At 60.7% G+C, this 26,194-nt stretch carries 25 protein-coding genes and 1 tRNA gene; 15 read left to right on the top strand and 11 right to left on the bottom strand.

Going from position 1 to position 26,194, the window contains the following annotated elements:
• Positions 1 to 45: 45 nt before the first annotated feature.
• The 12 genes from M2366_RS03590 to galE all read left to right on the top strand — a co-directional run bounded on the left by M2366_RS03590 (position 46) and on the right by galE (position 10,625).
• Entirely contained in the window at positions 46 to 762 is a 717-nt protein-coding gene (locus M2366_RS03590) for an SDR family NAD(P)-dependent oxidoreductase (protein WP_259268973.1), read from the top strand.
• Positions 759 to 2,015: an NAD(P)/FAD-dependent oxidoreductase gene (locus tag M2366_RS03585; protein WP_224432957.1), complete on the top strand. Its 1,257-nt coding sequence runs from the start codon at positions 759 to 761 to the stop codon at positions 2,013 to 2,015. Before M2366_RS03590 ends, M2366_RS03585 begins: the two co-directional genes overlap by 4 nt.
• Entirely contained in the window at positions 2,012 to 2,761 is a 750-nt protein-coding gene (locus M2366_RS03580; protein ID WP_259268972.1) for a DUF1365 domain-containing protein, read from the top strand. Before M2366_RS03585 ends, M2366_RS03580 begins: the two co-directional genes overlap by 4 nt.
• The gene (locus M2366_RS03575) at positions 2,761 to 4,014 is read left to right on the top strand and encodes a cyclopropane-fatty-acyl-phospholipid synthase family protein (RefSeq protein WP_224432378.1); all 1,254 of its coding nucleotides are present in this window, start codon (positions 2,761 to 2,763) and stop codon (positions 4,012 to 4,014) included. The genes M2366_RS03580 and M2366_RS03575 overlap by 1 nt, the downstream gene beginning before the upstream one ends.
• Positions 4,011 to 4,541, top strand: a complete 531-nt coding sequence (locus M2366_RS03570) for a DUF2878 family protein (protein ID WP_404972777.1) — start codon at positions 4,011 to 4,013, stop codon at positions 4,539 to 4,541. The genes M2366_RS03575 and M2366_RS03570 overlap by 4 nt, the downstream gene beginning before the upstream one ends.
• 6 nt (positions 4,542 to 4,547) lie before the next feature.
• The gene (locus tag M2366_RS03565) at positions 4,548 to 4,766 is read left to right on the top strand and encodes a TIGR02450 family Trp-rich protein (protein ID WP_042041445.1); all 219 of its coding nucleotides are present in this window, start codon (positions 4,548 to 4,550) and stop codon (positions 4,764 to 4,766) included.
• Positions 4,723 to 5,241, top strand: coding sequence for a chalcone isomerase family protein (locus M2366_RS03560; RefSeq protein ID WP_042041447.1), 519 nt, complete (start codon positions 4,723 to 4,725; stop codon positions 5,239 to 5,241). Before M2366_RS03565 ends, M2366_RS03560 begins: the two co-directional genes overlap by 44 nt.
• 163 nt (positions 5,242 to 5,404) lie before the next feature.
• Positions 5,405 to 5,977: a DUF3833 domain-containing protein gene (locus M2366_RS03555; RefSeq protein WP_259268971.1), complete on the top strand. Its 573-nt coding sequence runs from the start codon at positions 5,405 to 5,407 to the stop codon at positions 5,975 to 5,977.
• A gap of 114 nt (positions 5,978 to 6,091) precedes the next feature.
• Positions 6,092 to 6,559, top strand: coding sequence for a Dps family protein (locus tag M2366_RS03550; RefSeq protein ID WP_259268970.1), 468 nt, complete (start codon positions 6,092 to 6,094; stop codon positions 6,557 to 6,559).
• Between the two features lie 205 nt (positions 6,560 to 6,764).
• The gene (hcp, locus tag M2366_RS03545) at positions 6,765 to 8,414 is read left to right on the top strand and encodes a hydroxylamine reductase (RefSeq protein ID WP_005897020.1); all 1,650 of its coding nucleotides are present in this window, start codon (positions 6,765 to 6,767) and stop codon (positions 8,412 to 8,414) included.
• A 94-nt stretch (positions 8,415 to 8,508) separates the two neighbouring features.
• Positions 8,509 to 9,528 carry a hybrid-cluster NAD(P)-dependent oxidoreductase gene (locus M2366_RS03540; RefSeq protein WP_259268969.1) on the top strand — a complete coding sequence of 340 codons (1,020 nt, stop codon included), beginning with the start codon at positions 8,509 to 8,511 and terminating at the stop codon, positions 9,526 to 9,528.
• An 83-nt stretch (positions 9,529 to 9,611) separates the two neighbouring features.
• Positions 9,612 to 10,625: a UDP-glucose 4-epimerase GalE gene (galE, locus tag M2366_RS03535; RefSeq protein WP_259268968.1), complete on the top strand. Its 1,014-nt coding sequence runs from the start codon at positions 9,612 to 9,614 to the stop codon at positions 10,623 to 10,625.
• An 88-nt stretch (positions 10,626 to 10,713) separates the two neighbouring features.
• Here galE and M2366_RS03530 read toward each other — a convergent pair whose 3' ends face one another.
• Positions 10,714 to 11,466, bottom strand: coding sequence for a DsbA family protein (locus tag M2366_RS03530; RefSeq protein WP_042041457.1), 753 nt, complete (start codon positions 11,464 to 11,466; stop codon positions 10,714 to 10,716).
• Positions 11,467 to 11,662: 196 nt separating this feature from the next.
• Here M2366_RS03530 and M2366_RS03525 point away from each other — a divergent pair.
• Positions 11,663 to 11,750: transfer RNA gene (locus M2366_RS03525), tRNA-Ser, on the top strand.
• Positions 11,751 to 11,825: 75 nt separating this feature from the next.
• On the opposite strand, the gene chbG is transcribed toward M2366_RS03525, so the two are convergent.
• From chbG to M2366_RS03485, 8 genes are all read right to left on the bottom strand, one after another.
• Positions 11,826 to 12,596 carry a chitin disaccharide deacetylase gene (gene chbG, locus M2366_RS03520; protein WP_259268967.1) on the bottom strand — a complete coding sequence of 257 codons (771 nt, stop codon included), beginning with the start codon at positions 12,594 to 12,596 and terminating at the stop codon, positions 11,826 to 11,828.
• Positions 12,597 to 12,644: 48 nt separating this feature from the next.
• Positions 12,645 to 13,991: a 6-phospho-beta-glucosidase gene (locus M2366_RS03515; RefSeq protein WP_259268966.1), complete on the bottom strand. Its 1,347-nt coding sequence runs from the start codon at positions 13,989 to 13,991 to the stop codon at positions 12,645 to 12,647.
• Positions 13,992 to 14,146: 155 nt separating this feature from the next.
• A complete protein-coding gene (gene chbR / locus M2366_RS03510; RefSeq protein ID WP_259268965.1) occupies positions 14,147 to 14,974 on the bottom strand; it encodes a transcriptional regulator ChbR in 828 nt (275 codons plus the stop codon).
• A gap of 32 nt (positions 14,975 to 15,006) precedes the next feature.
• Entirely contained in the window at positions 15,007 to 15,360 is a 354-nt protein-coding gene (gene chbA, locus M2366_RS03505) for a PTS N,N'-diacetylchitobiose transporter subunit IIA (RefSeq protein ID WP_224432412.1), read from the bottom strand.
• 56 nt (positions 15,361 to 15,416) lie between these two features.
• Positions 15,417 to 16,799, bottom strand: coding sequence for a glycoside hydrolase family 1 protein (locus M2366_RS03500; protein WP_310508846.1), 1,383 nt, complete (start codon positions 16,797 to 16,799; stop codon positions 15,417 to 15,419).
• Positions 16,800 to 16,853: 54 nt separating this feature from the next.
• On the bottom strand, positions 16,854 to 18,206 hold the full coding sequence (gene chbC / locus M2366_RS03495) for a PTS N,N'-diacetylchitobiose transporter subunit IIC (protein ID WP_224432960.1): 1,353 nt from the start codon (positions 18,204 to 18,206) through the stop codon (positions 16,854 to 16,856).
• Between the two features lie 19 nt (positions 18,207 to 18,225).
• The gene (locus M2366_RS03490) at positions 18,226 to 18,546 is read right to left on the bottom strand and encodes a PTS sugar transporter subunit IIB (RefSeq protein ID WP_224432413.1); all 321 of its coding nucleotides are present in this window, start codon (positions 18,544 to 18,546) and stop codon (positions 18,226 to 18,228) included.
• A gap of 1,193 nt (positions 18,547 to 19,739) precedes the next feature.
• Positions 19,740 to 20,996, bottom strand: coding sequence for an adenylosuccinate synthetase (locus tag M2366_RS03485; RefSeq protein ID WP_224432414.1), 1,257 nt, complete (start codon positions 20,994 to 20,996; stop codon positions 19,740 to 19,742).
• Positions 20,997 to 21,165: 169 nt separating this feature from the next.
• On the opposite strand from M2366_RS03485, the gene M2366_RS03480 reads away from it, so the two are divergent.
• Positions 21,166 to 22,134, top strand: a complete 969-nt coding sequence (locus tag M2366_RS03480; RefSeq protein WP_259268964.1) for a LysR family transcriptional regulator — start codon at positions 21,166 to 21,168, stop codon at positions 22,132 to 22,134.
• Positions 22,135 to 22,302: 168 nt separating this feature from the next.
• Here M2366_RS03480 and M2366_RS03475 read toward each other — a convergent pair whose 3' ends face one another.
• Positions 22,303 to 23,574: a TAXI family TRAP transporter solute-binding subunit gene (locus M2366_RS03475; RefSeq protein ID WP_259268963.1), complete on the bottom strand. Its 1,272-nt coding sequence runs from the start codon at positions 23,572 to 23,574 to the stop codon at positions 22,303 to 22,305.
• Positions 23,575 to 23,620: 46 nt separating this feature from the next.
• Entirely contained in the window at positions 23,621 to 24,763 is a 1,143-nt protein-coding gene (locus tag M2366_RS03470) for a MalY/PatB family protein (protein WP_259268962.1), read from the bottom strand.
• Between the two features lie 250 nt (positions 24,764 to 25,013).
• Between M2366_RS03470 and M2366_RS03465 the strand changes: the two genes are divergently transcribed.
• On the top strand, positions 25,014 to 26,186 hold the full coding sequence (locus M2366_RS03465; RefSeq protein WP_224432417.1) for an MFS transporter: 1,173 nt from the start codon (positions 25,014 to 25,016) through the stop codon (positions 26,184 to 26,186).
• The last annotated feature ends 8 nt before the right edge of the window (positions 26,187 to 26,194 follow it).

Genomic DNA, 26,194 nt, shown 5'->3' with positions numbered 1-26,194 from the left:
TCCTGTTGTTATTGTCTCTTTTGTCATCACAAGGAGGTGGGGGCCATGAGCAAGGGGGTATTGATCACGGGGGCCAGCTCGGGACTCGGTCGCCAGTTGGCGCTGGATTATCACGGCGATGGTTGGCGGGTGTGGGCCTGTGGCCGCGATGAGGGGCGGCTGGCCGAGCTGGCGGCCCTCGGGATCCAGACGCTCTGCTTCGATGCCCGGGATCCCGCGGCCTGCCAGGGGGCGGCCCGGCAGTTGAATGGGCTGGATCTGTTGATCCTCAATGCCGGTAGCTGCGAATACCTGGATGAGTTGCCGCGCTTCGATGGGGCCCTGTTCGCCCGGGTAATAGAGACCAATCTGGTGGCGACCGGCCACTGTCTGGCGGCCCTGCTGCCCCAGCTCGGTCCCGGTGGCCGCTTGGCCATCGTCAGCTCGTCGGTCACCTGGCTGCCGCTGCCAAGGGCCGAGGCCTATGGCGCCTCCAAGGCGGCGCTTGATTATCTGGCGGCCAGCCTGCGCCTGGATCTGAAGGCATCGGGGATAGGGGTCAGCCTGATCCGTCCGGGATTCATCGACACACCGCTCACGGCCCGCAACCGCTTCACCATGCCCTGTCTGATGACGGTGGCCCAGGCCGCCAGCGCCACCCGGCGTGGTCTGGCGCGGGGCCTGCACAATATTCACTACCCAAATGGCTTCATCTGCCTGCTGCGCCTGCTGGGTGCCTTGCCGACCGGGCTCTGGTTACGGCTCTCGAAAGGACTCGGATAATGAAAAAAATCGCCATCGTCGGCGCGGGGATCTCGGGATTGACCGCGGGCCACCTGCTGCACCGCCATCATGAGATCACCCTGTTCGAAGCCGCCCCCGTGCTCGGTGGCCACACGGCGACCGTGGATGTCAACCTGGATGGGCAGAGTCATGCCGTCGACACCGGCTTCATCGTCTTCAATGACCGCACCTACCCCCATTTTCTGCGCCTGCTCGATCGTATCGGTGTGGCCCGCCAGGCCACGGAGATGAGTTTTTCCGTCAAGAGCGCCACGGGGCTCGAATACAACGGTCACAATCTGGACACCCTGTTTGCCCAGCGCCGCAATCTGCTCAGACCCGGTTTTTACCGCTTCATCGGGGAGATCTTGCGTTTCAATCGCGAGGCCAAGGCCTGGCTGGCCGAGGAGGGGAAAGAGGCAGAGCCGGAACTGACCCTGGGGCGCTTCCTGCAAGAGGGGCGATTTAGCGACTACTTCGCTCGCCATTACATCTTGCCGATGGGGGCGGCCATCTGGTCATCGACCCTGGCGGACATGCGCGGCTTCCCCCTCGGTTTCTTCCTGCGCTTCTTCGATCATCACGGCCTGCTCAACGTGGCAAATCGTCCCCAGTGGTACGTGATCCCCGGGGGCTCACGGCAATACATAGCGCCCCTGACTCGGGGTTGGCAGGCGCGAGTCCGGCTCGCCAGTCCGGTGCAGGCCATCTTTCGCACCGAGCGGGGCGTCAGGATCCACAGTCGCCACGGGGAGGAGGCGTTCGATGAGGTGATCCTCGCCTGTCACAGCGACCAGGCCCTCGGCCTGCTCCGGGATGCCAGCGCGGATGAGCAGCGCCTGCTTGGTGCCATGGCCTATCAGGCCAACGATGTCTGGCTCCATACCGATGCGACTTGTCTGCCGACCCGCCCCAAGGCCTGGGCGAGCTGGAACTACCAGCTTGGGGAGGGCGAGACCCAGCGCCCCCTGGTCAGCTACAACATGAACATCTTGCAGGGGATCCGCACCAGAGAGGCGCTCTGCGTCAGTCTCAATCCCCAGGGACAGGTCGATGAGGGCAAGGTATTGCGCCGCTTTGTCTATGAGCATCCCGTCTTCAATCTGGGGTCCCTGGCGGCTCAGGAGCAGAGGATGCAGATTTGTGGCCAGCGCCATACCCATTTCTGCGGCGCTTACTGGTACAACGGCTTTCACGAAGACGGGGTGCGCAGCGCCCTCGACGTGACCCGCCGTTTCGGGGTGGACCTATGACTGCGGCCGATGCGATCAGGCACAGTGCCCTCTGGCAAGGGTCGGTGCGCCATCGCCGCTTCGCCCCCCGGGCCCACGCTTTCTCCTATGGCCTCTTCATGCTGGGGCTGGACTTGGATGAGCTGCCAACTCTCAACCGGGGCCCCTGGTTCGGGGTCGAGCGGGCAGGCTTGCTGTCGTTTTGTCGGCGGGATTATCTGCCTGGCAGCGAGGGCTCCCTCAAGGGGGCTGTGTGGGCCAAGGTGAGGGAGCTGGGCGGCGAAGCCGAGCCCGATGAGCGGGTGCTGCTGCTGGGCAACGTGCGCTGTCTGGGTTTCTACTTCAGCCCGGTCAATTTCTATTTCTGCTATCGGGGGGCGGTGGCCCGCTATCTGCTGGCCGAAGTGGCCAATACCCCCTGGAACGAGCGCCACTACTACCTGCTCGACCTCGCCGCCCTGGCCCCCCATGCCAAGGATTTTCACGTCTCCCCCTTCATGGGACTGGCGATGCGTTATCACTGGCGCATTCGCTCCCCGGGGGAGCACACCCTGATCCACATAGAGAGCCATCCCGACACCGGGGAGGCCAAGTTGTTCGATGCCACCCTGGCGCTGGCCAGGCAGCCGTTCGAACGTGGCGCCCTGATTAGGCTGCTGCTGCGCTGGCCCTGGATGACCATGCGGGTACTGCTCGGCATCTATTGGCAGGCGCTGCGTCTGTTTATCAAACGAACCCCACTCTTTAGCCATCCGGAGACTCGCTGATGGAACTGGTGCAATCCCCGACCTCAATGACGCTTATCGATCGCTGGGCCCGCACCCTGGTGCTTGGCCTGCTGCCCAGGCTGGAACAGGGCCATCTATTGTTGCGCGATGGCGAACGCCAGTTCAGCTTTGGCGAACCCGCTGCTGAGCTGCAGTGCGAGCTGGTGGTGCACGATCCCGGCTTCTACCGTCGCCTGCTGCTGGGGGGCAGTATCGCCGCCGGGGAGACCTGGGTTGAAGGGCTCTGGACCAGCCCGGATCCGGTCGCCCTGGTGCGGTTATTGGTGCGCAACATGGCGCTGCTCGACAAGCTGGAGCGGCGTTTGAGCTGGCTCAGCTTCCCGTTCAACAAGGTGCGTCACTGGGTCAATCGCAACACGCTTACGGGGTCTAGATCCAACATTGCGGCTCACTACGATCTGGGCAATCGGCTCTATCAGGGCTTTCTCGATAGCCAGATGCAATATTCGAGCGCTATCTATCCCCACGCGGAGGCGAGCCTGGAGGTGGCGCAGGAGGCCAAGCTGCGCACCATCTGCGAGCGGCTGGCGTTGGGCCCGGATGATCATCTGCTGGAAATCGGCACCGGCTGGGGGGGGCTCGCCATCTATGCCGCCCGCCATTATGGCTGCCGGGTGACCACGACGACGATCTCCCAGGCTCAGCATGACTACGCTCGCGACTGGATAGCGCGGGAGGGGCTCGGGGATCGCATCACCCTGCTGCTGGAGGATTACCGCAAGCTGGAGGGGCGCTTCGACAAGCTGGTCTCCATCGAGATGATCGAGGCGGTGGGCCATGTCTTCCTGCCGGACTACTTCCGCCAGCTGTCGCGGCTGCTCAAACCCGGTGGTCGGCTGCTGATCCAGGCCATCACCATCGCCGATCAGCGCCACGCCCAGTATCTGCGCAGCGTCGATTTCATCCAGCGCTACATCTTCCCCGGCGGCTGTCTGCCGAGTGTTTCCCAGATGGCGTCATTGATTGCCAGGGAGACCGACATGCAGCTGGTGCGGCTGCATGATCACGGCCATCACTATGCCAGAACCCTGGCCCACTGGCGTGAACGCTTCCTCGCCCTGGCCCCCGAGCTGCCCCGGCTCGGTTACAGCCAGGACTTCATCCGGCTGTGGCACTTCTATTTCGCCTATTGCGAGGGGGGATTTTGGGAGCGGGCCATCAGCCTGGTGCAGCTGGAGGCCGCCAAGCCGGGCCCGACGGCCTGGCACGGCGGCGCGCCGGTCGGGGATTGAACGCCTTGCCCCGCACGGGGGCGCCCATCTGGCGCTGGGGTCAGCTGCTGGGGTTCAACCTCTATTGGTGGCTGGCGGTCAGTGAGCAGCTGATCTGGCCGCTGGGGCTCTTGCTGGCGCTACACCTGCTCTGTTCGCCAACACCCTGGCGGGATCTGCGGTTGTTGCCGCTGGCATTGCTCGGCTGTGCCCTGGACTATGGATTGATGGTGCTTGGGCTCTTTGAATTCGATGACGGCTTTCCGTCCTGGCTCGCCCTGCTCTGGCTCGGGTTTGCCCTCACCCTGGCCCACGGTCTGGATTGGCTGGCCAATCTGCCCCGTTGGCAACAGGCCGTGCTAGGGGGGCTGGGTGGCGCCGGCTCTTATCTTATCGGTGCCAAACTTGACGCAGTACACTTAGGATCTGAAATAGGAGGATGGGGCATCGGGGATGAGGGCATCTGGTCAGGTGGCATCATTTTACTGCTCATATGGAGCTTTTTGTTGCCCCTCCTGGTGAGGCTAAGGGTCATGCTTTGGAGGTGAGTCAAGATGAACACCTTTTCGACCGAGACACTGCTTTTTTCAAAATGGACCAAGGAGACTCAGTTCGAACAGGCCGAGCGCTTCTTTCTGGTGATCTCTTGCCAGCGGGACGGCCAGGGCCAGCTCAACAGGGTCATTTTGCAAGACATCAATACCTTGCAAGAACAGGAGCTAGATTGGCATGAACTGGAAGATCCTGCGCGTTGGCACATGGGCTGGCATTAGCCTGCTCTGTTGGAGCGCTGTGAGCTGGGCGGCCCCCTGGCAGCAGCTTCGAACTGTGGGGCAGGGGGAGATGCACTGGCTCTGGTTCAAGCTCTATGACGCAACCCTCTACAGCCAGGATGGCCGCTATGTGGCGCGCCGCTACCCTCAGGCGCTCTCCCTCACCTATGCCCGGGACATAGACCGGCAGGATATTCTGGATGCTACTGGCCAGGAGTGGCAGCGGCTGGGTCTTGGGGATGCGCAGCAGCAGGGTCGCTGGCTGGGGGCGCTGTCGAGCCTGCTGCCCGACGTCAACAAGGGTGACAGGCTCACCTTCTATGTCAACGAGCAGGGGCTGGGTGAACTCTGGCTGCGGGACGCCCCCCTGGGCCCCATCACAGAACCTGGCTTTCCTGACGCTTTTCTCGCCATCTGGCTCGCCGACAACAGTCGGGATCCGGCCCTGACTCGCCGCCTGCGTGGTCAACCCTGATGCGGGCAGCGATCCTGCGTCGCTGTGTCCTCGTATCTCATCTGTGAGGCATAGCCCGGGTCAGCATCACTGACAGCTGGCTTGACCCGATCCCTGTGATGGAGGCTCCAGACAAGAGCCACACAGTGCCAGGGGGTTGCAGTCCCACCATCAGGAGTCTGTTATGACTGGATATCATGGCCGCGGGCGCGGCATCATTCTCTTGCTGCTTCTGGCCTGCCTCGGCGGCTGTGGGGTGAACCTCGATACCTATCGCGGCCAGGGGCCAGACTGGGATCTTGCCCGCTTCTTCAACGGCAAGCTGGTGGCTCATGGCCTGGTGACCGACCGTAGCGGCGAGGTGACCAGTCGCTTCCGGGTCGAGATGCAGGGGCATTGGCAGGATGGCAAGGGGGAGCTGTTCGAGCAGTTCTATTTCGATGACGGCCGCCAACAGACCCGAACCTGGCACCTCGTCAGGGGAACCGACGGTCACTGGCGCGGCACCGCGAGCGATGTGGTGGGGGAGGCGGTGGGCAAGACGGCAGGCTTTGCCCTCAACTGGCGCTATCAACTCGATCTGGTGCTGCCGGATGACCAGGTGGTGCGGGTCAGTTTCGATGACTGGATGTATCTGCTCGATCAAGATCGCCTCATCAACCGGGCCGAGATCAGCAAGTTCGGCATTCATCTCGGCGAGGTGATCCTCTATATCGAGCGACAGGAGACCACTGCGCCCTCCCGAGCCTCATCATGATCCTCGGGAGAGCGCACTGATAGCCAATTCCTATCAGCGGCTTAGTTAACAACGATTACCTTTTGAGTCTGCCTGGCGATAAGCTACTCCTGTTTTCAAATCTGGAGGTGCATGATGAAAAATCCAATTGGTCTGGATACCGCCCAATCTCAAGCCCTGGCAACCGAGCTGAATCAGCTGTTGGCCAGCTACCAGATCCTCTACATGAATGTGCGTGGCTTCCACTGGAACATCCGCGGCAATCAGTTTTTCGAACTGCATCTGAAGTTCGAAGAGATCTACAACGATCTGCTGCTGAAAGTCGATGCCCTGGCCGAGCGTATCCTCACCCTGGATGGCGTGCCGCTCCATAGCTTCAGCGACTATCTCAAGGTGTCTGCGATCCCCGAGCAGAAAGGGCTGCATGACGGCCGCGCCTGTGTCGGTTCCCTGCTGGATGGTTTTCGCGAATTGCTCGGCACTCAGCGCCGTATCCTGAATCTCGCCGCCGAGGCGGGGGACGAGGGCACCAGTGCCCTGCTGTCTGACTACATACAGCAACAGGAGAAGTTGGTGTGGATGTTGCGAGCCTATCTGGATTGAACCCATTATCGGTATCAATGCGCTGAGTTGTTTCTCCTTTTTATCTGGCTATCCACCCAGTTGCCGCCCGTTTGGGCGGCTTTTTTGTTTTTGATCTGCATCAATGAAAAGTTAATTGGTAAATTGAATGCCTATTAAGTTTTTTGCGAGAGACATAGAATTGCCACAGAACAAACAACTGAAATGTCCAATTAGGAGAGGCATGATGTTTTGTGTGCAATGTGAACAGACAATTCGTACCCCGGCAGGCAATGGCTGCGCTTATGCACAAGGTATGTGCGGCAAGACGGCCGAAACCTCGGATCTGCAGGACGTGCTGATCTATGCGCTGCAGGGGCTCAGCGCCTGGGCGCTGGCCGCCCGCGAGCACGGCGTCATCGACAACGAGATCGATGCCTTCGTGCCCAAGGCCTTCTTCGCCACCCTCACCAACGTCAACTTCGACTCTGCCCGTATCGTTGGCTATGTGAACCAGGCGCTGGCTCATCGTCAGCAGCTGGCCGACCGTCTGTCTGCATTGGCGGTACAAGTCACCGGCTTGCCGGAGGCAGCCGGTTTCGAGCCGGGTGAAGAGCTGCTCGCCCAGCTGGCCCATGCGCCGCAAACCGCGGTCAATCGCGGCAAGAGCGAGGTGCACGAAGACATCATGGGGTTGCGTCTGCTCTGCCTCTACGGCCTCAAGGGTGCCGCTGCCTACATGGAACATGCCCGGGTACTGGGTCAGCAGGATAGCGCCGTGGCCGCCGAGTTCCATCGCATCATGAGCTGGCTCAGCACGGATCCGAGCGAGCTGGATCCCTTGTTCAAATGCGCCATGGAGATTGGCCTGCTCAACTTCCGCATCATGGAGATGCTGGATCTGGGCGAAACCAGTGCCTTCGGCCACCCCGAGCCGACCCAAGTGCGCGTCACTCCAGTGCCAGGCAAGTGCATCCTGGTCTCCGGCCACGACATGATGGATCTCAAGCTGATCCTGGAGCAGACCGCAGGCACCGGCATCCATGTTTACACCCACGGCGAGATGCTGCCCGCGCTGGCCTACCCCTTCTTCAAGCAGTACCCGCATCTGGTGGGCAACTACGGCTCCGCCTGGCAGAACCAGCAGAAGGAGTTTGCCAACTTCCCAGGTGCCGTGGTGATGACTTCCAATTGCATCATCGATCCCAACGTGGGCGACTATAGCGATCGCATCTTTACCCGCTCCATCGTCGGCTGGCCGGGGGTGACACACCTCGAAGGAGACGATTTCTCCGCCGTGGTGGTGAAAGCCTTGTCGCTGGACGGTTTCAAACACACCGAGCTTGAGCACTTCATCACCATCGGCTTTGCCCGCAACGCACTGATGCAGGCCGCCCCGGCAGTGATTGACAAGGTGAAAGCGGGTGAAATCAGCCACTTCTTCCTGGTGGGCGGCTGTGACGGCGACAAGGCCGAGCGCGCCTACTTCACCGAGTTTGCCAAGGCCGCCCCCAAAGACAGCCTGCTGCTCACCCTGGGCTGCGGCAAGTACAAGTTCAACAAGCTTGATTTCGGCGACATCGGCGGCATTCCCCGCCTGCTGGACGTGGGCCAGTGCAACGATGCCTACTCCGCCATCCAGCTCGCCCTGGCGCTCTCCGAGGCGTTCGAGTGCGGCGTCAACGATCTGCCGCTGACTCTGGTGCTCTCCTGGTTCGAGCAGAAGGCCATCGTCATCCTGCTCACCCTGCTGGCCCTCGGGGTGAAAGACATTCGCACCGGCCCGACCGCCCCGGCCTTCCTGACACCGGCCCTGCTCAAGGTACTGGAAGAGCAGTTCGGTCTCAAGGGAACCACCACGGCCGAAGCAGATCTGGCCGAGATCCTGGCGGCCTGATCCGGGCGTGGCCCACCATGTTGTAAGCCTTTGGCGAGCCCCCGGCTCGCCTTTTTTCGAATCAGACCTTTTCATCAGACCGAGGAGCCTTGTGATGACCTCCACCTCTCTCACCCTGCACTGCATCGGCCGTCGCGCCGAGACCCACGACGTGACAAGCTGGCAGTTTGTCGCCGTTGATGGCCACTTGCCCGCCGTGCTGGCCGGTCAGTGCGTGACCCTGCACACCGAGATTGACGGCCAGCCCCAGTGCCGTGCCTATACCCTCTCCTCCAGCCCGCAGGACCCTTGCTGGCAGGTCACCATCAAGGATGTGGGGCGGGTCTCCCACCATCTGCATCAGAGCCTGCAGGTGGGGGACCAGATCCGGGCCGACGGCCCCTTCGGTGACTTCAATCTGACTGCGCTGCCCTGCGAGCGGCCGCTGCTGCTGAGCGCGGGCTCCGGTATCACCCCCATGTGGGCCATGCTGCGAGACGAGCTGGCCAGACGGCCCGATGCGGACATCCGCTTTGTCCACAGCGCCCGATCGCCAGCGGATGTGATCTTCGCCACCGAGCTGGCCGCGCTGGCCGAGGCTCATCCAGGCGTGCGCCATGCCCTAGTACTGGAGAGAGTGCAGGAAGATGCCCCGGTGGATCATCCCTGGGTGGGCCGGCTCAGCCCCGCCATGCTCAAGGAGCTGGCACCGGACTTGCTCGGCCGCCACGTCTATCTGTGCGGCCCGGCCCCTTACATGGTGGCGGTGAGCACCATGCTGGCAGAGCTGGGGCTGCCGGCGGCGCAGTTGCATCAGGAGTCGTTCGGCCTGCCTGCTGTTACATCGGGTGCGGCGCCGGTTGCGGCCGTTGACGACCATTTCTGGCTGACCCTCACCAAGAGCGGCAAGAAGGTGAAGATACTGCCGGGGCAGACCCTGCTCGCCGCCCTGGAAGAGGCGGGGGAGCGTATCAATGCCGCTTGTCGGGCCGGGGTCTGTGGCAGCTGCCGTTGTACCACCACGGGGGATATAGATCGCCAGAGCGTGGCGACCCTGACTCCGGCTGAGCTGGAGCAGGGAGTGGTGCTGGCCTGCTCTTGCACGGCCCGGGGAGATATTGGCCTGGATTGCTGAGGGCTCATTAGTATCTCACTCTTTTCCCGCCGGGTCAGGGCGAGTACACTCTGGCCAGTTTCACCAGAACACGGAATAAAAGAATGACAATACTGGTCACGGGCGGCGCCGGATATATCGGCTCTCACACCCTGGTTGAACTGCTCAATGCCGGGCAGCAACTGGTGGTACTGGATAATCTGTCGAACTCCTCCCTTGAGTCTCTCAGGCGGGTTGAGCGGATCACCGGCAAGGCCGTTACCTTCGTCGAGGGGGATATTCTCGACAGAGCCTGCCTGCAGGGGCTGTTTGCCTCGCACCAGATAGACGCTGTTATCCATTTTGCCGGGTTGAAGGCAGTAGGGGAGTCCGGCCAGATCCCGCTCACCTATTACCAGAACAACGTGACCGGCACCCTGGTGCTGTGTGAGGAGATGGCCAGGGCCGGCGTGTTCCGGCTGGTGTTCAGCTCCTCGGCCACCGTCTACGGCGATCCCGCCTCTGTGCCCCTGCGAGAAGATTTCCCCACCAGCGCCACCAACCCTTATGGTCGCTCCAAGCTGATGGTGGAGGAGATACTGCGGGATCTCTCCACGTCCGACCCCCGCTGGGCCATCGTCCTGCTCCGTTACTTCAACCCGGTCGGCGCCCACGAGAGCGGCCTCATCGGCGAAGACCCCAACGGCATCCCCAACAACCTGCTGCCCTATATCAGCCAGGTCGGGGTGGGCAAGCTCAAGGCGCTGGGGGTGTTTGGCAACGACTATCCGACCCCGGATGGCACCGGAGTGCGTGACTACATCCATGTGGTGGATCTCGCCATCGGCCACCTCAAGGCGCTGGCCCGCATCCAGAGCGACACCGGGGTGTTCACCTACAACCTGGGCACCGGTCAGGGCTATTCGGTGCTGGAGATGATCGCCGCATTTGAGGCCGCCAGTGGTCGCACCATTCCCTACCAGATAAAACCGCGTCGCCCCGGCGACATCGCCGAGTGCTGGGCAGAACCCCATAAAGCCAGTGCCGAACTCGGCTGGCAGGCAATGCGTGGGCTGGAACAGATGATGACAGATACCTGGCGCTGGCAGAGCGGCAACCCCGAGGGGTATAAGGGCTGACCGCCGACTGATCTGCAAGACAAGTAGCAAAACGCCCCGACCAATGGTCGGGGCGTTTTAGTTTGACAGCGAGAGTGTGACTAACCCGTTACTGGATGGCTTTACCGGCGCGCACATCCTTGATCACGTCTTGCAGACTGGCCATGTCGCGGGGCGCACCACGGAGGATCTGATCGCCGATGATGAAACCCGGGGTGCCCGAGATGTTCATGGCTTCGGCAAGGGCTCGGTTGGTACCCAGTGCCTTGTCTATGCTGTCATCCTTGAACTTGGCCTCGGCCTTGCTCCAGTTGACCCCGGCGCTCTCGGCGATCTGCTTGACCTGAGCCTCGCTGGCCAGGGGGCCCTGATGGGCATAGAGAGCGTCATGGAAGGCTTGATATTTCTCGGGCTGACTGAGCTCAACCGCGAGGGCTGCGCGAGCGGCATAGGCGGAGGTCGGGCTCAGTATGGGGAACTGCTTGTAGATGTAGCGAATGTCCTTGTCTTCGGCCAGCAGCTGCTTGATAAGGGGGTGAGCCCGTTTGCAGTAGCCGCAGTTGTAATCGAAGAACTCGATCACGGTCAGCTTGCCTTTGGGATTACCGGTTTCGGGATCCTTGGCGGCATAGAGCTCCTTGGCATGGGACTGGATCATCGCCTTGTCATTCGCGGATTGTTGTCCCTCCTGCTTGGCACGCAGGGCGTTGGACATCTCGACCAGGATTTCCGGATTCTTGACCAGATAATCACGCACTATCTGTTCGACATCGGACTTGGTCAGTTCGCTGGCCTGGACGGGGGCCGCGAGCAGGGAGGCGCCAGCCAGGGCGCAAAACAGGGCATGCTTGATCGTCTTCATTCCATCTTTCCTGGCATTTTTACAGTGTTGCCTATAGTGGTGTAGCCATAACCCAAGTCAAGCCATCTGCTTGAAAAAGCATGGATTATGACCTTTTTGTCTACCAGATGCGCCAAATAGCCCAATAAAGCAGCAAACAGTCTGGCAGGGGATTTACAAGGGCACCGAGCATGGGTAATATCCGTCGCACTGCTGCGGAGGGGTGGCAGAGCGGCTGAATGCACCGGTCTTGAAAACCGGCGATGGGTGACCATCCGTGGGTTCAAATCCCACCTCCTCCGCCATTTATTGAAGCCAAAAAGGCCACCCAAAGGGTGGCCTTTTTGCATTGGATGTTTTTGTACTTGGGTGGTCAGCCATTATTGCGATGACCAATCTCGATAACTGCACAGGCGATAGCCTCGCTCGGCGATCAGAGCCGGCAAGGCCGGATCGGTGAGGATGGCAAGCTCGGTGAGCCTGGGCTGGTGATAAGCGCTGCGCTGCACCTCGAGATCGATAAAGGCAGGGTGGCACATGATCTCCAGGGAGTTGACCCCTTGTTCATTGGCATCATCCAGCAGTTGCAGCAACAGCTCCCGGGTGAGTGATTCACCATAGAAGCGGCTGTCAAAACGCTGGCAACTGAGCTCATGGTTGACGGTCAGGCCGTGACGGCGCACCTCCTCCCGATCGATGCGCATCGCAATGCCCTGCTGGTGGGCGAAGGCTTCCACCAGGGGATAGAGGCTCGGCAGCATATGCACATGGTGATGGCTGTCGATGTGGCTGGGCGAGCGGCCAAACAGGGTGACGAAACGGTCGAACTGCTGCCTTAACTCTTCCATGATTTCCCTTGCGACCAGCAGACCCTGCTCGTTTTTTTGCCAGATGCTCTTGTCCAGCTCGCCCTTGGCATTGACCAGGCAGGAGAGAGGAGAGAGCGGCTTGCCCCAACTGAGCACGAAGTGCAGTCCGATGGGCAAGTCCGGGAAGCGTTTGGCCAGCCAGGCCGCGTGTTCTATGGCCGGGGAGTTGACCATGGCGGTGGTCGAGCTGACCACCCCATGCTCGAAAGCCTCCACTATGCCGTAGCTCTGGGCAGGGCAGAGACCAAAGTCGTCGGCGTTGATAATCAATCTTTTATGCATCTCTATCTCCTGTATTGCCCCGCCGATGATCAACGGGGCCCAGTGTTCTCAGGCGAGATCCGCAATGGCGGCGGCAAACTTGGGCAGGTGCTCGCGGTGGGCCAGCAGCAGCTCCTGGGCAACGATTTTTGCCTCGTTGTCCGAGTGGATCAACGGATTGAGGTTCATGGCCAGCAGCAAGTCATCGAAGGAGCCGCTCAAGGCAGCCTGGGAGGCGGCAATCTCGAAGCTCTTGATGAGGTGAATGAGTCCGTTGACCTTGTCGTCGAAGCGGGTGAGGCGCGGGTGAGGAGTGGCGCCATCACGGCCCACCAGGCAGGTCATCTCGACGGTCCAGTCGGCCGGAATGTTGGTGACATGGCCATGGTGGGGGATTATCACATACTGTTCGCTGCGCTTGTCGTTATGGATGGCGCTGATCACCTCGCAGGCCGCATCCGAGTAGTAGGCGCCGCCGCGCAGCTCCAGCTCCTTGGGCTTCTCGTTGAGTTCAGGGTTCTGGTAGAGCTCAAACAGCGTTTTTTCGACTTTCTGCACCACCTGGGCCCGGGCGCCGCCCTTGTAGAATTCGCCCATCTCGATCCCCAGCATCTCTTTCTCTTTGAAGTAGTAACGCAGGTAGGAGCAGGGCAGCAGGCGCAGTCCGCGCATCAGGCTCGCATCGAAGGGCAGATCGAAGATGTTCTTGACCGAGCTGGAGCTGGTGAGGCTGCCGTCTATCACTCCCTCAAGCAGTTCATCGAAGCGCGATACCCCATTGACCAGCACGTCGCCGATGAACACCAGGTGATTGAGGCCGAAGATGTCGATGGAGAGGGCGTCCTCTGCGCTGACCTTGAGGGCGTCGCGCACAAACATCTGCATGCCGACCGGAATGTTGCACACCCCGATGAAGCGGCGGAACTGGGTGTGGCGATGCACGGCCTCGGTCACCATGCCGGCCGGATTGGTGAAGTTGATGAGCCAGGCATCCGGGCAGATCTCCTCGACGTCCCTGATGATGTCGAAGATGACCGGTATGGTGCGCAGCCCCTTGAACAGGCCGCCCGCACCATTGGTCTCCTGACCCAGCAGGCCGTGGCTGAGGGGAATGCGTTCATCTTTTTCCCGGGCTTGCAGCTGGCCGACCCGCAGCTGGGTGGTGACGAAGCTGGCGCCTTGCAGGGCGGCGCGGCGATCCAGGGTCTTGTGCAGCGTCATGGGGATGCCGGCTTTGCTGATCATGCGCTGGCAGAGGTCGAAAATGATGTCCAGTTTCCCCTGGCCTTCGGGGACATCGACCAGCCACAGCTCGTCGATGGGTAGCTCGGCGTAGCGCTTGATGAAGCCATCGACCAGCTCCGGGGTGTAGCTGCTTCCGCCACCTATGGTGACCACTTTAAGCGTCTTGTTCATAAACACCTCTTTCATCATTTTCAAATTGGGTTGAATAAGGGGCCGCCCTGCATCTGGGGTGCAGTGGGCCGCAGCCACCTGTGACAGGGGCCGGTCAATCTGGGACAGCTGTTTTGCAACGCGCTGTTTTTAAATAAAAATATGGTTAGCCCATCTCAGACTGGGGTCTCAAATTTCGGATAGAGATATTTGCGGTAACTGCCCGGGGTGAAGGAGGTCAGCTTCTTGAAGTTTTTGATAAAGAGGCTGACATCGTTGTAGCCGGTCTCGAAGGCAATGTCGGCCACGGAGTCGTTGGTGACTTCCAGCTGCATCTTGGCGTAGTTGACCCGGATCTCGTTGATGATCTGCATCGGCGTCTTGTTGTAGTAACGCCGGGTGGCACGGGTCAGGTACTCCTGGCTCTTGCCGGAGAGATGGATCAGATTGGCCAGGGCATCTTCGGCAAACAGCGGGCGATCGTGCATGCGCTCAACCGCCTCATGGAGCCAGAGCGGCAGATCCTCGCTGGCCGAGGTGTCCTTATGGTGGCGCAGCCGGTTCATCACCGAATAGGTCACCCCTTCGAGAAATTCGGTCAGCGCCTCTTCCCGAAAACCGGGGGAGACCAGCACCGACTCGATATAACTCAGAAATTCATGCTTGAGCGGATAGGCCTGGGACGCCACGAAGTGCTCCGGCAGCAGGTACTTGAAGTGCTCGTCAAAGTAGTGGCGGCTGATCCCGACGTTGAAAATCCGGGTGGTGCCGAACTCGTAGAAGCTCTGATGGGAAGAGCCCAGCGGAATGAACACCAGATCGCCGCGCTCGAGCAGTACCCGCTTGCCGTTGACCTCCTGGTAGTAACGGCCGGTCAACACCAGGGTGAACTCGTAATAGTCGTGCTGATGCAACCCGGTTCCGCTCACCTGCTTGTTGTAGATGAACATGTGGAAGGGTCTGTTATTGAACAGCTCGTTTTCCCGGATGGTCTTGACGCTCATTATTCGCCCCTTGTGACTGGCCGATGCCGCTGTTACTTGCCGAGCAGCTTTTCGTGCACGTCGATGAGTTCGTTGATGAGCTCCCGCGCCAGCATGGAGGTCATCAGGTGATCCTGGGCATGCACCAGCACTAGCGTGACCGGGATCTTGCCCTCGCCCTGATCGCTCTCAATCAGCTGGGTCTGCACCAGGTGGGCGGCGTTGAGGGCCTCGCGGGATTGGGTCATCAGCAGGCGGGCGGCGGCCATGTCGCCCTCCTTGGCCTTCTTCAGGGCGCTGTAGGCCAGGCTGCGTGCCTGCCCCGAGTTGATGATGAGCCCCATCACCACCTCTTCCATGTCATCGCACGTCGTGGTCTCAGCCTCTATGTGGTCCATATCGAACATCTCTTTATCCCCTTGATTACGGCTAGTTGATTGAAAGCGGTTTAATTGAATCTCACTTAATTGAAACCATGATTGCGTGCCACCTCGGCGAACCAATAGCCACTCTTCTTGATGGTGCGGGTCTGGCTGTCAAGATCCAGCCGGACCAGGCCATAGCGATTCTTGTAGGCATTGAGCCAGGACCAGTTATCGATGAAGGTCCAGAGGTGATACCCGCAGCAGGCGCTGCCCTCTTGCAGGCCGCGATGCAGCCACTCGAGGTGACCACGAATAAAGTCGATGCGATAGTCATCCTCTACCCGTCCCTCCGGGCCGATGAAGCGCTCTTCCCCCTCGACCCCCATGCCGTTCTCCGAGATGTAGCAGCGGGGGTTGCCATAGCCAAGGCGCAGCTCGGTGAGGATGTCGTAGACCCCTTTCTCATAGATCTCCCAGCCCCGGTGCGGGTTCATCTTGCGACCCGGCATCTGGTAGAAATCGAACAGATCTTCGGGGGTGTGCGGTGCCCCTGCGCAGGGCTGATCCTTGGCCTTGACTCGCCGTGGCTGGTAGTAGTTGATGCCCAGCCAATCCACTCGCCCGGCACTGAGTAGCGCCTTGTCACCGGCTTCCACCTCTGGCAGCAAATCATGCTGGCGCAGCAGGTCGATCAGCTCGGGGTCATAGCTCCCCTTCAGGGCGGGATCGAGGAAACTCTTGTTGAGCAGCAAGTCGGCCCAGCGCGCCGCCTGGCTGTCTGCCGCCGAATCGGATCTGGGGTAGGTGGGGCTCAGGTTGAGAATGATGCCAATCTCGCCACTGGCATGGGCATCGCGAAAGGCCTTTACCGCACCGGCATGGGCCAGGGCGGTGTGATAGGCGACAGTGACGGCGCGGCGAAAATCCACCACACAGGGGTAGTGGAAGTGGCCGAGATAGCCGCACTCGACTGGCACTATGGGTTCGTTGAAGGTAAACCAGTGCTGGATGCGCGAACCAAACAGCTCGAAACAGATGCTGGCGTAACGCACATAGGCCGCCACCACGTCCCGGCTCTCCCAACCGCCCTGCTCCTGCATGCACAGGGGCATGTCGAAGTGGTAGAGATTGATGAAGGGGGTGATCCCCTCGGCCAGCAAGCGGTCAAAGACCGCATGGTAGAAAGCGACCGCCTGCTGATTGACCTCGCCCGTCCCGTCCGGGATCAGCCGGGACCAGGAGATGGAGGTACGAAAACTGTTGTGATTGAGCTGCTTGAGCAGTGCGATATCGCTCTCGAAACGATCATAGAAGGTCGAGGCTTGCGCCGGGCCTATGCCCTGATGGAAGCGCGTCGGCTCAAGGGTGTGCCAGTAATCGAAGATGTTGTCGGACTTGCCATCTCGGCTGGAGGCTCCCTCCGCTTGGGGCGCCGAACTGGCACTGCCCCACCAAAAATCATCCGCAAAGCGATACATCATCATCTTCTCCTTCGGCTTGAAGAGGGAGGAGCCAGGCTCCTCCCGGGAGTGTCATCAGAATTTCAGGGCCAGGGCGATATCCTCTTCGCTCTCCTGTTCTTCCTCGATAACGGCCTGGGCCTTGTTGGCAATCAGCACGAAGGGGACATACATCAGGGTGGCTATCCCTAAGTTGAATATCGCCAGCAGGGCTGCGGCTATGCTGCCGTTGGTGTTGAAGAAGGCCCCCAATCCGGCTGGCATGGTCCAGGGCGCCATGTTGGTGATGGGCGGGATAAAGCCGGTGTTGTAGGCAAACAGGGTGATGGTCGCCAGCACCGGCTGCACCATCACGAAGGGGATAAGCAACACAGGGTTCATGATGACCGGCAGACCAAACAGGATGGGCTCGTTGATCTGGAAGATGCCGGCGGGCAGACCCAGCTTGGCCACCTGACGGTAGTCATCGCGACGCGACACCATGAACACCGCCAGGATGAGGCCTAATGTTGCACCGGTGCCACCGAGGAAGATGTAGGAGTCGAGCATCGGCTTGGTCCAGACGTGGAAGGTCTTGCCGGCGGCGATAGCGGCTTCAACGGAGCCGTATTGGGTGTAGAGGGCGACGTTTTCCAGGGTGAAGGGCACCAGAATGCCGTTCTCCAGTGCCGACAGCGCCAAAGAACCATGGACCCCGAAGAACCAGAGCAGCGGGGAGAAGAGCACATAGACCCAGCCGACCAGGCCACCCATGTTGGACAGGGGGGTGGAGATGGTGTCCATGATGATCTGGTGGAAGTTGGTGCCTTCTGTCTGGAGCAGGTAGGCGACTATCCCCATGATGGAGAGGATGATGAAGCCGGGGATCAGCGCCGAGAAGGAGCGCGCTACCGAGGTCGGTACGCTGTCAGGCAGGCGGATCACCCAGTTGCGGCGAATGACGAAGGCAAACATCTCGGCCGAGACGAGACCAATGATCATGCCGGAGATGATGTTGGCGCCACCCAGCCAGTTGGCACCGACCGCATAGGCCTCACCGACGCTGAAGGGGGTGACCGTCATGAAGGCGGCAACCGAGAGCAGACCGGCCGAGAGGGGATCAACCTTGCGCTCTTCTGCCATGGCATGGCCGATGAAGAAGGGTGCCATCAGGGACATGATCCCCAGGGTACCGTTGTAGACGCTGCCGCCAATGCTCTTGAAGCCGTCCAGGGTGGCTATGGTGGCGGGATCGAGTCGCACCCCCATGGAGTAGAAGAAGGATCCCTCCCCAAAACTCAGGAAGACATTGTTGATCAGGACGAACATGGCCCCGGCCAGGGTCAGGGGCATCAGTTTGATGAAGCCATTCTTGATGGCGTTGACATGAGGCTGCTTACCCAGCTTGACGGCAATGGGCAATATGGCCTTTTCCAGGGATGCGATCATGGTGCTCACGGTGTTCTCCTTACTGAGTGAGGCTCTTCTTGATGGATGCGACGGCGGCCTTGAGGACCCCTAACCCATCGACCTTGCCATAGAGCAGGGAGTCGATGACTTCGACCGGCTTGCCCGGCAACAGGGTCTGGATCTCAGACAGCATGTAGGCAATCTGCGGGCCCAGCAGCACCAGATCCGCATCCTGCCCCTTCTCGGCTGCCAGGGTTTCCGGGTAGGCATCTATCTCCACGGGCACATCATATTTCTCAGCCTGGGCCTTCATCTTCGAGACCAGCAGTGACGTCGACATCCCGGCAGAGCAAAACAGGTAAATCCGTTTCTTTTCCATAACCACTACCTCACGATTAAAAACCAGTTGTATAGGGGGGGATGAAGCTGTCTCTTGCCGTCACAACCTATGGTTAACTAATCATCCCTCATTGACATCATTGTAATGACTTACAGATCTAACTGATATTTCGCGTATCACTAAAATAGTCCCATATTGACCTGTCACTTTGGTGCCGTTCACGATTTCAAAGGATGGAAAAATAAGGAGTCAGATGGGTGGTTTTTCAGTGAGGCTTAATTTTTATAAAAACAGATATATTTCAATCATTTAGTTTTATTTTCGTCATTTCACCTGCTCAGGTGACGAAAGCAGTTAATAATCGGCTGTGGTTCACACTTTCACATTAATGGGCTTAGCTTGATGTTGGTCACAAGGCCGACCTTGGGGAAGAGGTGGTAACTATGCGCTGTTGTTGACCTAGCACTGAGCGCCTGATCCCCCTGTTGCGTTGGGGATCCTGAGTGACTGGCATGTTCTTGCCACCGATGACCATCGGATATCAGCGCAACCCTCTGCCTCTTCCTCCTCCTTATGGTTGACCCCGATACTTCCCATCCTGGTTGCGCCAAGGTCATGGGCGCGCAAGGCTCCTGGCCAGATCCGGCCATCAACCAGCAGCACAGAGGCGTTCATAAAAAAGCCCTGAGGAGCAGGGCTTTGAACTGTTGCTGAAACAGGGGCGACTCAGAGGGCGGCAACGGCTTTCCGTACCAGCAGGGCCAACTCGTCCATGCGCATTGCTCGGGTCCACGCCGCCAGACATAGGGATGTGAACGGCGTTGCGTGATGACCAGAGGTTAAAGATGGCAGTGCTCCAGCCACGATCAACGTGCAGCCTTGGGTCAGGGAAAGGCGAGGTACGCAGATCAGGCCGAGTGCCAGCTTGCTACAGGCGGTGAAGCGGCTGGGAGAGCGGTTCTCTCCTCGCGGCCGACACCGTTGAAGCTGAATGCCTGGTCCATCAGCTGGCCTGCCTCGATGGAGGATGGCATCAGTCTGTTGAGGCAGGGGAAAGGCGGTGTCACTGAACGACTCAATCCCATCCCGCGTACATAGGCACCATTGTGAATCTGAGTGCGTTTGTGATGGCGGGCTCTCAAGGGGTGGCGCTGTGGAGTGCGGGGTGAAGACATAAAAAAACCGACACCCGGAGGTGTCGGTTTTTATCTTGCCAAGGGCGCTGAGGCGGCTTAGCGCAGTATCATCTGCTCGCGGCCCGGGCCGACGGAGACCATGGGCACCGGCACACCCAGCAGGGCTTCGATGCGCAGCACATAGTGCTGGGCAGCCTTGGGCAAGTCTTCGAACTTGCGGATGTGGGAGATCTCTTCGCTCCAGGCTTCCATGGACTCGTACACCGGCTTGAGACCGGCGGTCTGCGGCCAGATCGGGTTCTCGGTGTTGGCGCCTTCGTAGGCCACGCAGATCTTCAAGTCCGGCATGCCGGAGAGGCAGTCCAGCTTGGTCAGGGCGATCTCGTTGGCGGCCTGGATCTCCAGACCCTGCTTGGTGGCGACCGCATCGAAGTAGCCGATGTCACGGGGACGGCCAGTGGTGGCGCCGAACTCGTTGGCGAACTTGCGGAACTCTTCCTGGTTCTCCATGGCGGTGATCAGGGTGCCGGTACCCACAGAGGTACTGAACGCCTTGGCCACGGCAATCACGCGCTCGGGGCGCAGGGCCGGCAGGCCGCCACCGATCCCGGCGTAGGCGCCGGAGACGTGGGAGGAGGTCACCCAGGGGTATTCGCCATAGATCAGGTCACGGCCGGCGCCCAGCTGGGCTTCGAACAGCAGGGTGCCGTTCTGGGCCTGGATGGCCTTGAGCGGCTCGCTGACGTTGCAGACGGCGTCGATCCAGGGCGCGGACACTTCCAGCAGCCAGTCGGCCATTTCCTGGGCGGTCTGGCTGAACTCGAAGCTCGGGTAGAGCGCCTTGAGCTGCGGCAGTTTCCAGTCGAGGAAGAACTGGATGCGTTCGACCAGTACTTCTGGCTGTTTCAGCCAGCCGACCAGGATCGCTTTTTTCATGACCCGATCACCGTAAGCCGGGGCAATGCCCTGACGGGTGGAGCCGTAGGCGCCATCGCCCAGACGGAGTTCTTCCAGGGTATCTTCCAGGGCGTGGATCGGCAGGCAGAAGGTGGCACGATCTGAAATGGCCATCTTGGGATTGACACCGGCGGCCTTCACTTCGGCCAATTCCTTGGTCAAAGGCTCTGGGCTGATGACCATGCCAGGGCCAAGCACGACCAGGCAATCGGGGTTGAATACGCCACTCGGCAGCTGGTGCAGCTTGAAGGTGCCCAGGTCGTTGACGACGGTGTGGCCGGCGTTGTTGCCGCCCTGAAAACGGATGCTGGCGGCGGATTGGCCTGCCAGATAATCGACGATGCGGCCTTTGCCTTCATCACCCCAGTTAGCACCTACGACTACGATAGACGACATGTGACTTTCTCCTAAGACGTTAGGCGTTCATCCTAGGAGCCTGGGGCGGATTAGAAAAATTAATTATCTTTATAATTCCGATAAGGAAGTCATATAATTGTGACCAATTTATCGGCAAAGACCCGCCATGACGCGCCACTGCGCGCCTGCCGCGGGCGAGAGTGACCCCATGTTGGATATTCACTGGCTCAATACCTTCGTCACCCTGGCGCGCTTGCAGCACTTTGGCCAGACGGCGACCGAACTGCACATGACCCAACCCAATGTCAGTCTGCACCTCAAGAATCTGGAGCAGGCGACCCGGGTGAGGTTGATCGAGCGCAGTCCCTTTCGGCTCACCCAGGCGGGGGAGCGCTTGCTGCAAAGCGCCGAGCGCGCCATTGCCGAGCTGCAACTCTGCCAAGCCGATCTCAATGCCCTGGGGCAATTCAGCCAAGGTAAGCTCGCCATCGCCGCCAGCGACATCATCTCGCGCCTGCTGCTGATCCAGCCATTTCAGCGTTTCAAGCAAGCCTTCCCCGGCATCGATCTCACCCTGTTCAACACCACCTCGGATCAGGCCGCCGAGTTGGTCAAGGCAGGGCGGGCGGATCTCGGCTTCGTGATGGCGCAAAAGCGCAGTGAACCGCTGTTCTATACCGAGCTGCAACAGGTGACCTGGTGCGCCCTGGGTCAGGGATTGAGCCGCTGGCAAGCCAGGGTCAGGGCGGGGCAGAGCGATCCCCTCGACGAGCCGACCCTGATCTTGCTCGGTCACGACACCCGCACCCGGGCGCTGATTGATCCCTCCTTGCCCCTGCTCGGGCTGCCACCCTGTCGCATCATGGAGGTGGGCAGCGTGGATGCCCAGCTCGACTGGGCCGAGGCGGGGTTCGGGGTCGCCATAGTGCCCGATTTCTCCTTGCACCCGCGGCTGAAGCTCACGGCGCCGGTCAGCGAGCTGCACGATTTCCCCAGTACCAGCCTGGGCTATGTGGTACGCCAGAATCAGGTGTTGTCCCGGGCTATCAAGCAGCTATTGCACTGGGTGGAGGAGGAGATACAGCGTCCTCACCCCTATCTCGGGCTGGAGTTGGCCTTGGGTGAGCAGGCCAAGGAGGGACAGGGCAAGGAGCGCACAGGGGGAGGAGATGAATAAGCGGTCGATGGGCCAGCCAGGGGGCCGATGGGTTCAGATGGGCAGGCGCGATGCATCCCATTTGGATGGCGACTGAGCGGATCCTCACCACATAACAACGGCCACCCTGGGGTGGCCGTTGTTTCATCGGGTAGTGCGGTTATCTGCCCAGCGGGCCTGACCGCAGACTCAAGGGGCTGGCTGAGCCGCTGATGGCTGAACGGGGTCGCTCACCGCGGGCTCCTGGCCAGCTGGCACTGGGTTGCTGGCGGCCGAGGCTGGTTGCTCTGTCTCGGCTGGGGCGGGGACTGTGCCTGTTGCCATGGCCGCTGGTGCGGATCCTTCGACGGCACCTTCGACGGCACCTTCGACGGCATTATCCACTTCGGTCGGGGTTGATTCGGTCGAGACAGCCCCGGAAACCAGGGTGGTGGCGTCGGCCGATGACGATGAGAGCTCAGGTTGCAGTGACGCTGGCATCAGGCTCGGCAGTGTGGCATCGCTTGCCGGGGGCGCATTGGCGTCATCCAGCATGGCGGCATGGGGCGGTGCCGGGGTCGGCGCCATCATGCTCTCCTGGGTGAGCGCGATCAGGGCCGGGTGCAGGCGAGTGAACTGCTTGAGCCGCGCGTCCATGACCCGCCGCAGTTGATGTACCGTCTCGGCGGGCAAGGTATCGAGGGCCACCAGATCCGCGTACACCGCGATGGTGGGCAGAGAGAGTGTCTGGCCCGGATAGAGATTGGCCGCGATGCGACCCTGCTCGTAATAGGTTGAGCCCTCGATCAGTTGATTGATTTTGCCATCCTCGATGGCAACCAGCCGTGCCTTGCAACGGCCGGTCAAGTCCGAGATAACCTGACTCGGTTGACCCGCGACCACGAAGGCGGCATCCAGGGTGCCATCACACAGACCTTGCAGGCGATCGGGCCCCTGTTCGGCCACGGTGCCGAAATCCTTGCTCTGCCAGCCCATGGCCTCAATGAGGGCCATGATGGTGATCCTGTCCCCCCCGTTGGCACTGCCGAGATCGACCCGCTTACCCAGCAGATCCCCCAGGCTGCTGATACTGCTCTTCTCGCTGACCAGCAGGGCGACCGACTCGCGATGAAGCCGGTAGAGGGTGCGTAGTGAGGCATCTGGGCCCTGCTGTACGAAGGGGCCAGTGCCATGCACGGCGTGATAGAGCACATCGGATTGCACCAGGGCGAGCTGGCTCTTGCCACTCGCCAGATCGCGCAGATTGGCGAGTGAACCCTTGGTGCTCTGCACACTGCAGTGCAGGTTGTTGTACGCGCTATCTGCGTTGAACAGGCGACAGAGGGCGCCACCGACAGGGTAATAGACGCCGGTGAGGGCCCCGGTGCTGATGGTGAGGTAGCTGTCAGCGGCCTGGGCGTTTGTTCCCCAGCAGAGCAAGGCAAACAGGGGGGCGAGCAGGGTAGATATTCGTGGGCGCATAGATAACCAATCAGGAAAAAGGGATGGGCCACTGGGCCCATCGGGTTTAGTTGGGCAGCGTGAGGATGGCTTGCTCCATGCGAGCCAGCGCCTTGGTTAGCAGTGCTCTGGTGCAGCCAAAGTTGAGGCGCACGAAATCGCCGTCACCAAACTGGGCACCCGGGGAGAGGCCAACCCCCGCCTGCTCGAAGAAGGGGATGGGATTCTCCAGGCCCAGGGCGCCCACATCTATCCAGGCCAGGTAAGTCGCTTGATTGCGCGCCATCTTGACCCCCGGCCAGCGGGCCACGGCCGCCTCGATCAGCGCCAGGTTGCCACGCAGATAGTCGAGCTGCGCCAGGAGCCAGGCCTCGCCTCCTTCATAGGCGGCTTCGGCCGCCACGAAACCGAGCAGGTTGACGTCGGCACTGATGCCGCGCATCGCCTGTTGCAACTTGAGGCGCAGCCGGGCATTGGGCACCACGGCGAAGGAGCAGCAGAGGCCGGCGATATTGAAGGTCTTGCTCGGCGCCATCATGACGGCGCTGCGCTGGGCGGCTTCAGCACTGATGGCGCCATAGGGAATGTGCCTGGCATCCTTGTCCAGCAGCAGGTCGCAGTGGATCTCGTCCGAGCAGACCACCAGGTTGTGGCGCTCGGCGATGGCATCGATGGTGGCCAGCTCTTCGCGGGTGAAGATGGTACCGCCCGGGTTTTGCGGATTGCAGAGCAGCAGCAGATCTGCCGAGGGAGCCTGACGCTCCAGCTCTTCGATATCGATCAGCCAGCGGCCATCCTGCTCCACCATGGGCACGGTCAGCAGGGGCCGGTCATTGAAGCCTGGTGCCTGCAAGAAGGGGTAGTAGACCGGCTTGGGGGTGATGATGCCGCGACCGTGCTGGCTCCAGGCCTTGCAGGCCAGATTGAGACCAGGGACCACGCCGGGCAGGAATACCAGCCACTCGGCCTCTATCTGCCAGCCATAACGCTCACTCAGGCGAGCCATGATGAGTTCAATCAGACGAGGGGAGGGGCGCGAGTAACCAAAGATGCCGTGGGCGACCCGCTCGGTCAGTGCTGCCAGCACGCTGGGAGGAGAGACGAAGTCGGTATCCGCGACCCACATGGGCAGCACGTCCTGGCCCTTGTACTTGTCCCACTTCAGACTCATGGTGCCGCTGCGGTCAATTTCCCTGTCAAAATCAAACATCTGCCATCCTTTTTTAGCCAAATAGTCTTGTCGCCATGGGGTTGCCGGTCTGGGGCCCCGGCCACTGAGGTGCGAGGCCTGGCTGCCACTGGCTTGCCATCATGGGGAGTGCCGCCTGGCGACATGGCCTCTCAATGTACGGTGTCCGTGGGGGAGTCGCAAGCCTTGAGCTGGCTCTTGATAGTGTCATAAAATAGCCATCGTCATGCAGTGCACTCGCACCTCCTTCCTCCAATTCGGTGATAGCCCTATGAAATCCTTGACTGCGGTCATCAAACGTCCGGATCCCGTCTCGTTGTCGTTTCTGGCCGTCACCTTCATGACGGGGGTCGCGGTGGCCCTGCAGGTGCCCACCTTGAGCCTGTTCCTGGCCGAGGAGGTGCAGGTTCGTCCCTTCCTGGTCGGCCTGTTCTACACGGTCAATGCCCTGGTTGGCATCCTCGTCAGTCAATGGCTTGGCCACAGATCCGACAGTCAGGGGGATCGCAAGACCCTGATCCTGCGCTGCTGCGCCGCCGGTATCGTGCTCTCCCTGCTGTTTGCCTGGAACCGCAACTACTGGCTGTTAGTGAGTCTCGGGGTGCTGCTGGCCAGCCTGGCGGCCACCGCCAGCCCCCAGCTATTCGCCCTGGCGCGCGAGCACGCGGATCGCCAGCAGAAGCGCGCCGACATGTTCAGCTCAGTGATGCGGGCCCAGTTCTCCCTGGCCTGGGTGATAGGGCCGCCCATGGCGTTCGCCTTGGCCATTGGCTATGGCTTCGAGGTGATGTATCTCGCCTCCGCCCTGGCCTATCTCATTTGTGGTCTGGTGGTGTGGCGCTGGCTGCCGTCACTGCCACTGCCGGTGAAAGATGAGACTGCCCCCAGGGTCAGCAGCTGGCGGGATCCTTCGGTGCGGGCGCTGTTCATCGCCTCGACCCTGATGTGGACCTGCAACAGCATGTATCTCATCAACATGCCGCTCTACATCACCCGCGAGCTCGGACTGGATGAGAAGCTGGCCGGGATCTTGATGGGCACGGCGGCGGCGCTGGAGATCCCCTTCATGCTGCTGGCGGGCTACTACACCCGCCGCTTCGGCAAGCGGCCCATGATGCTGGTGGCGGTGCTGGCCGGGGTCGGTTTCTACATCGGCCTGGTGACGCTGTCGAGCCAGCAGGCACTGATCGCGCTGCAGCTGTTCAATGCCATCTTCATCGGCATCATCGCCGGCATCGGCATGTCCTACTTCCAGGACTTGATGCCGGGTCGGGCCGGGGTCGCTACCACCCTGTTCGCCAACAGCATTCGCACCGGTTCCATACTGGCGGGCGCCATCGCCGGCATCGTCGCCGAGCTGTGGAGCTTCCACGGTGTCTTCATGGTGGCGCTGACCCTGGCCATGCTGGCCTTGGTCGCCTGCTGGCGAGTCCCCAATGCCTGAGTGAGCCT

It is taken from the genome of Aeromonas sp. BIGb0405 (genome assembly GCF_024807335.1).
GTDB classification, from domain to species: Bacteria; Pseudomonadota; Gammaproteobacteria; order Enterobacterales; family Aeromonadaceae; genus Aeromonas; species Aeromonas rivuli.
This window is presented reverse-complemented; position numbering and strand designations above follow the sequence as displayed.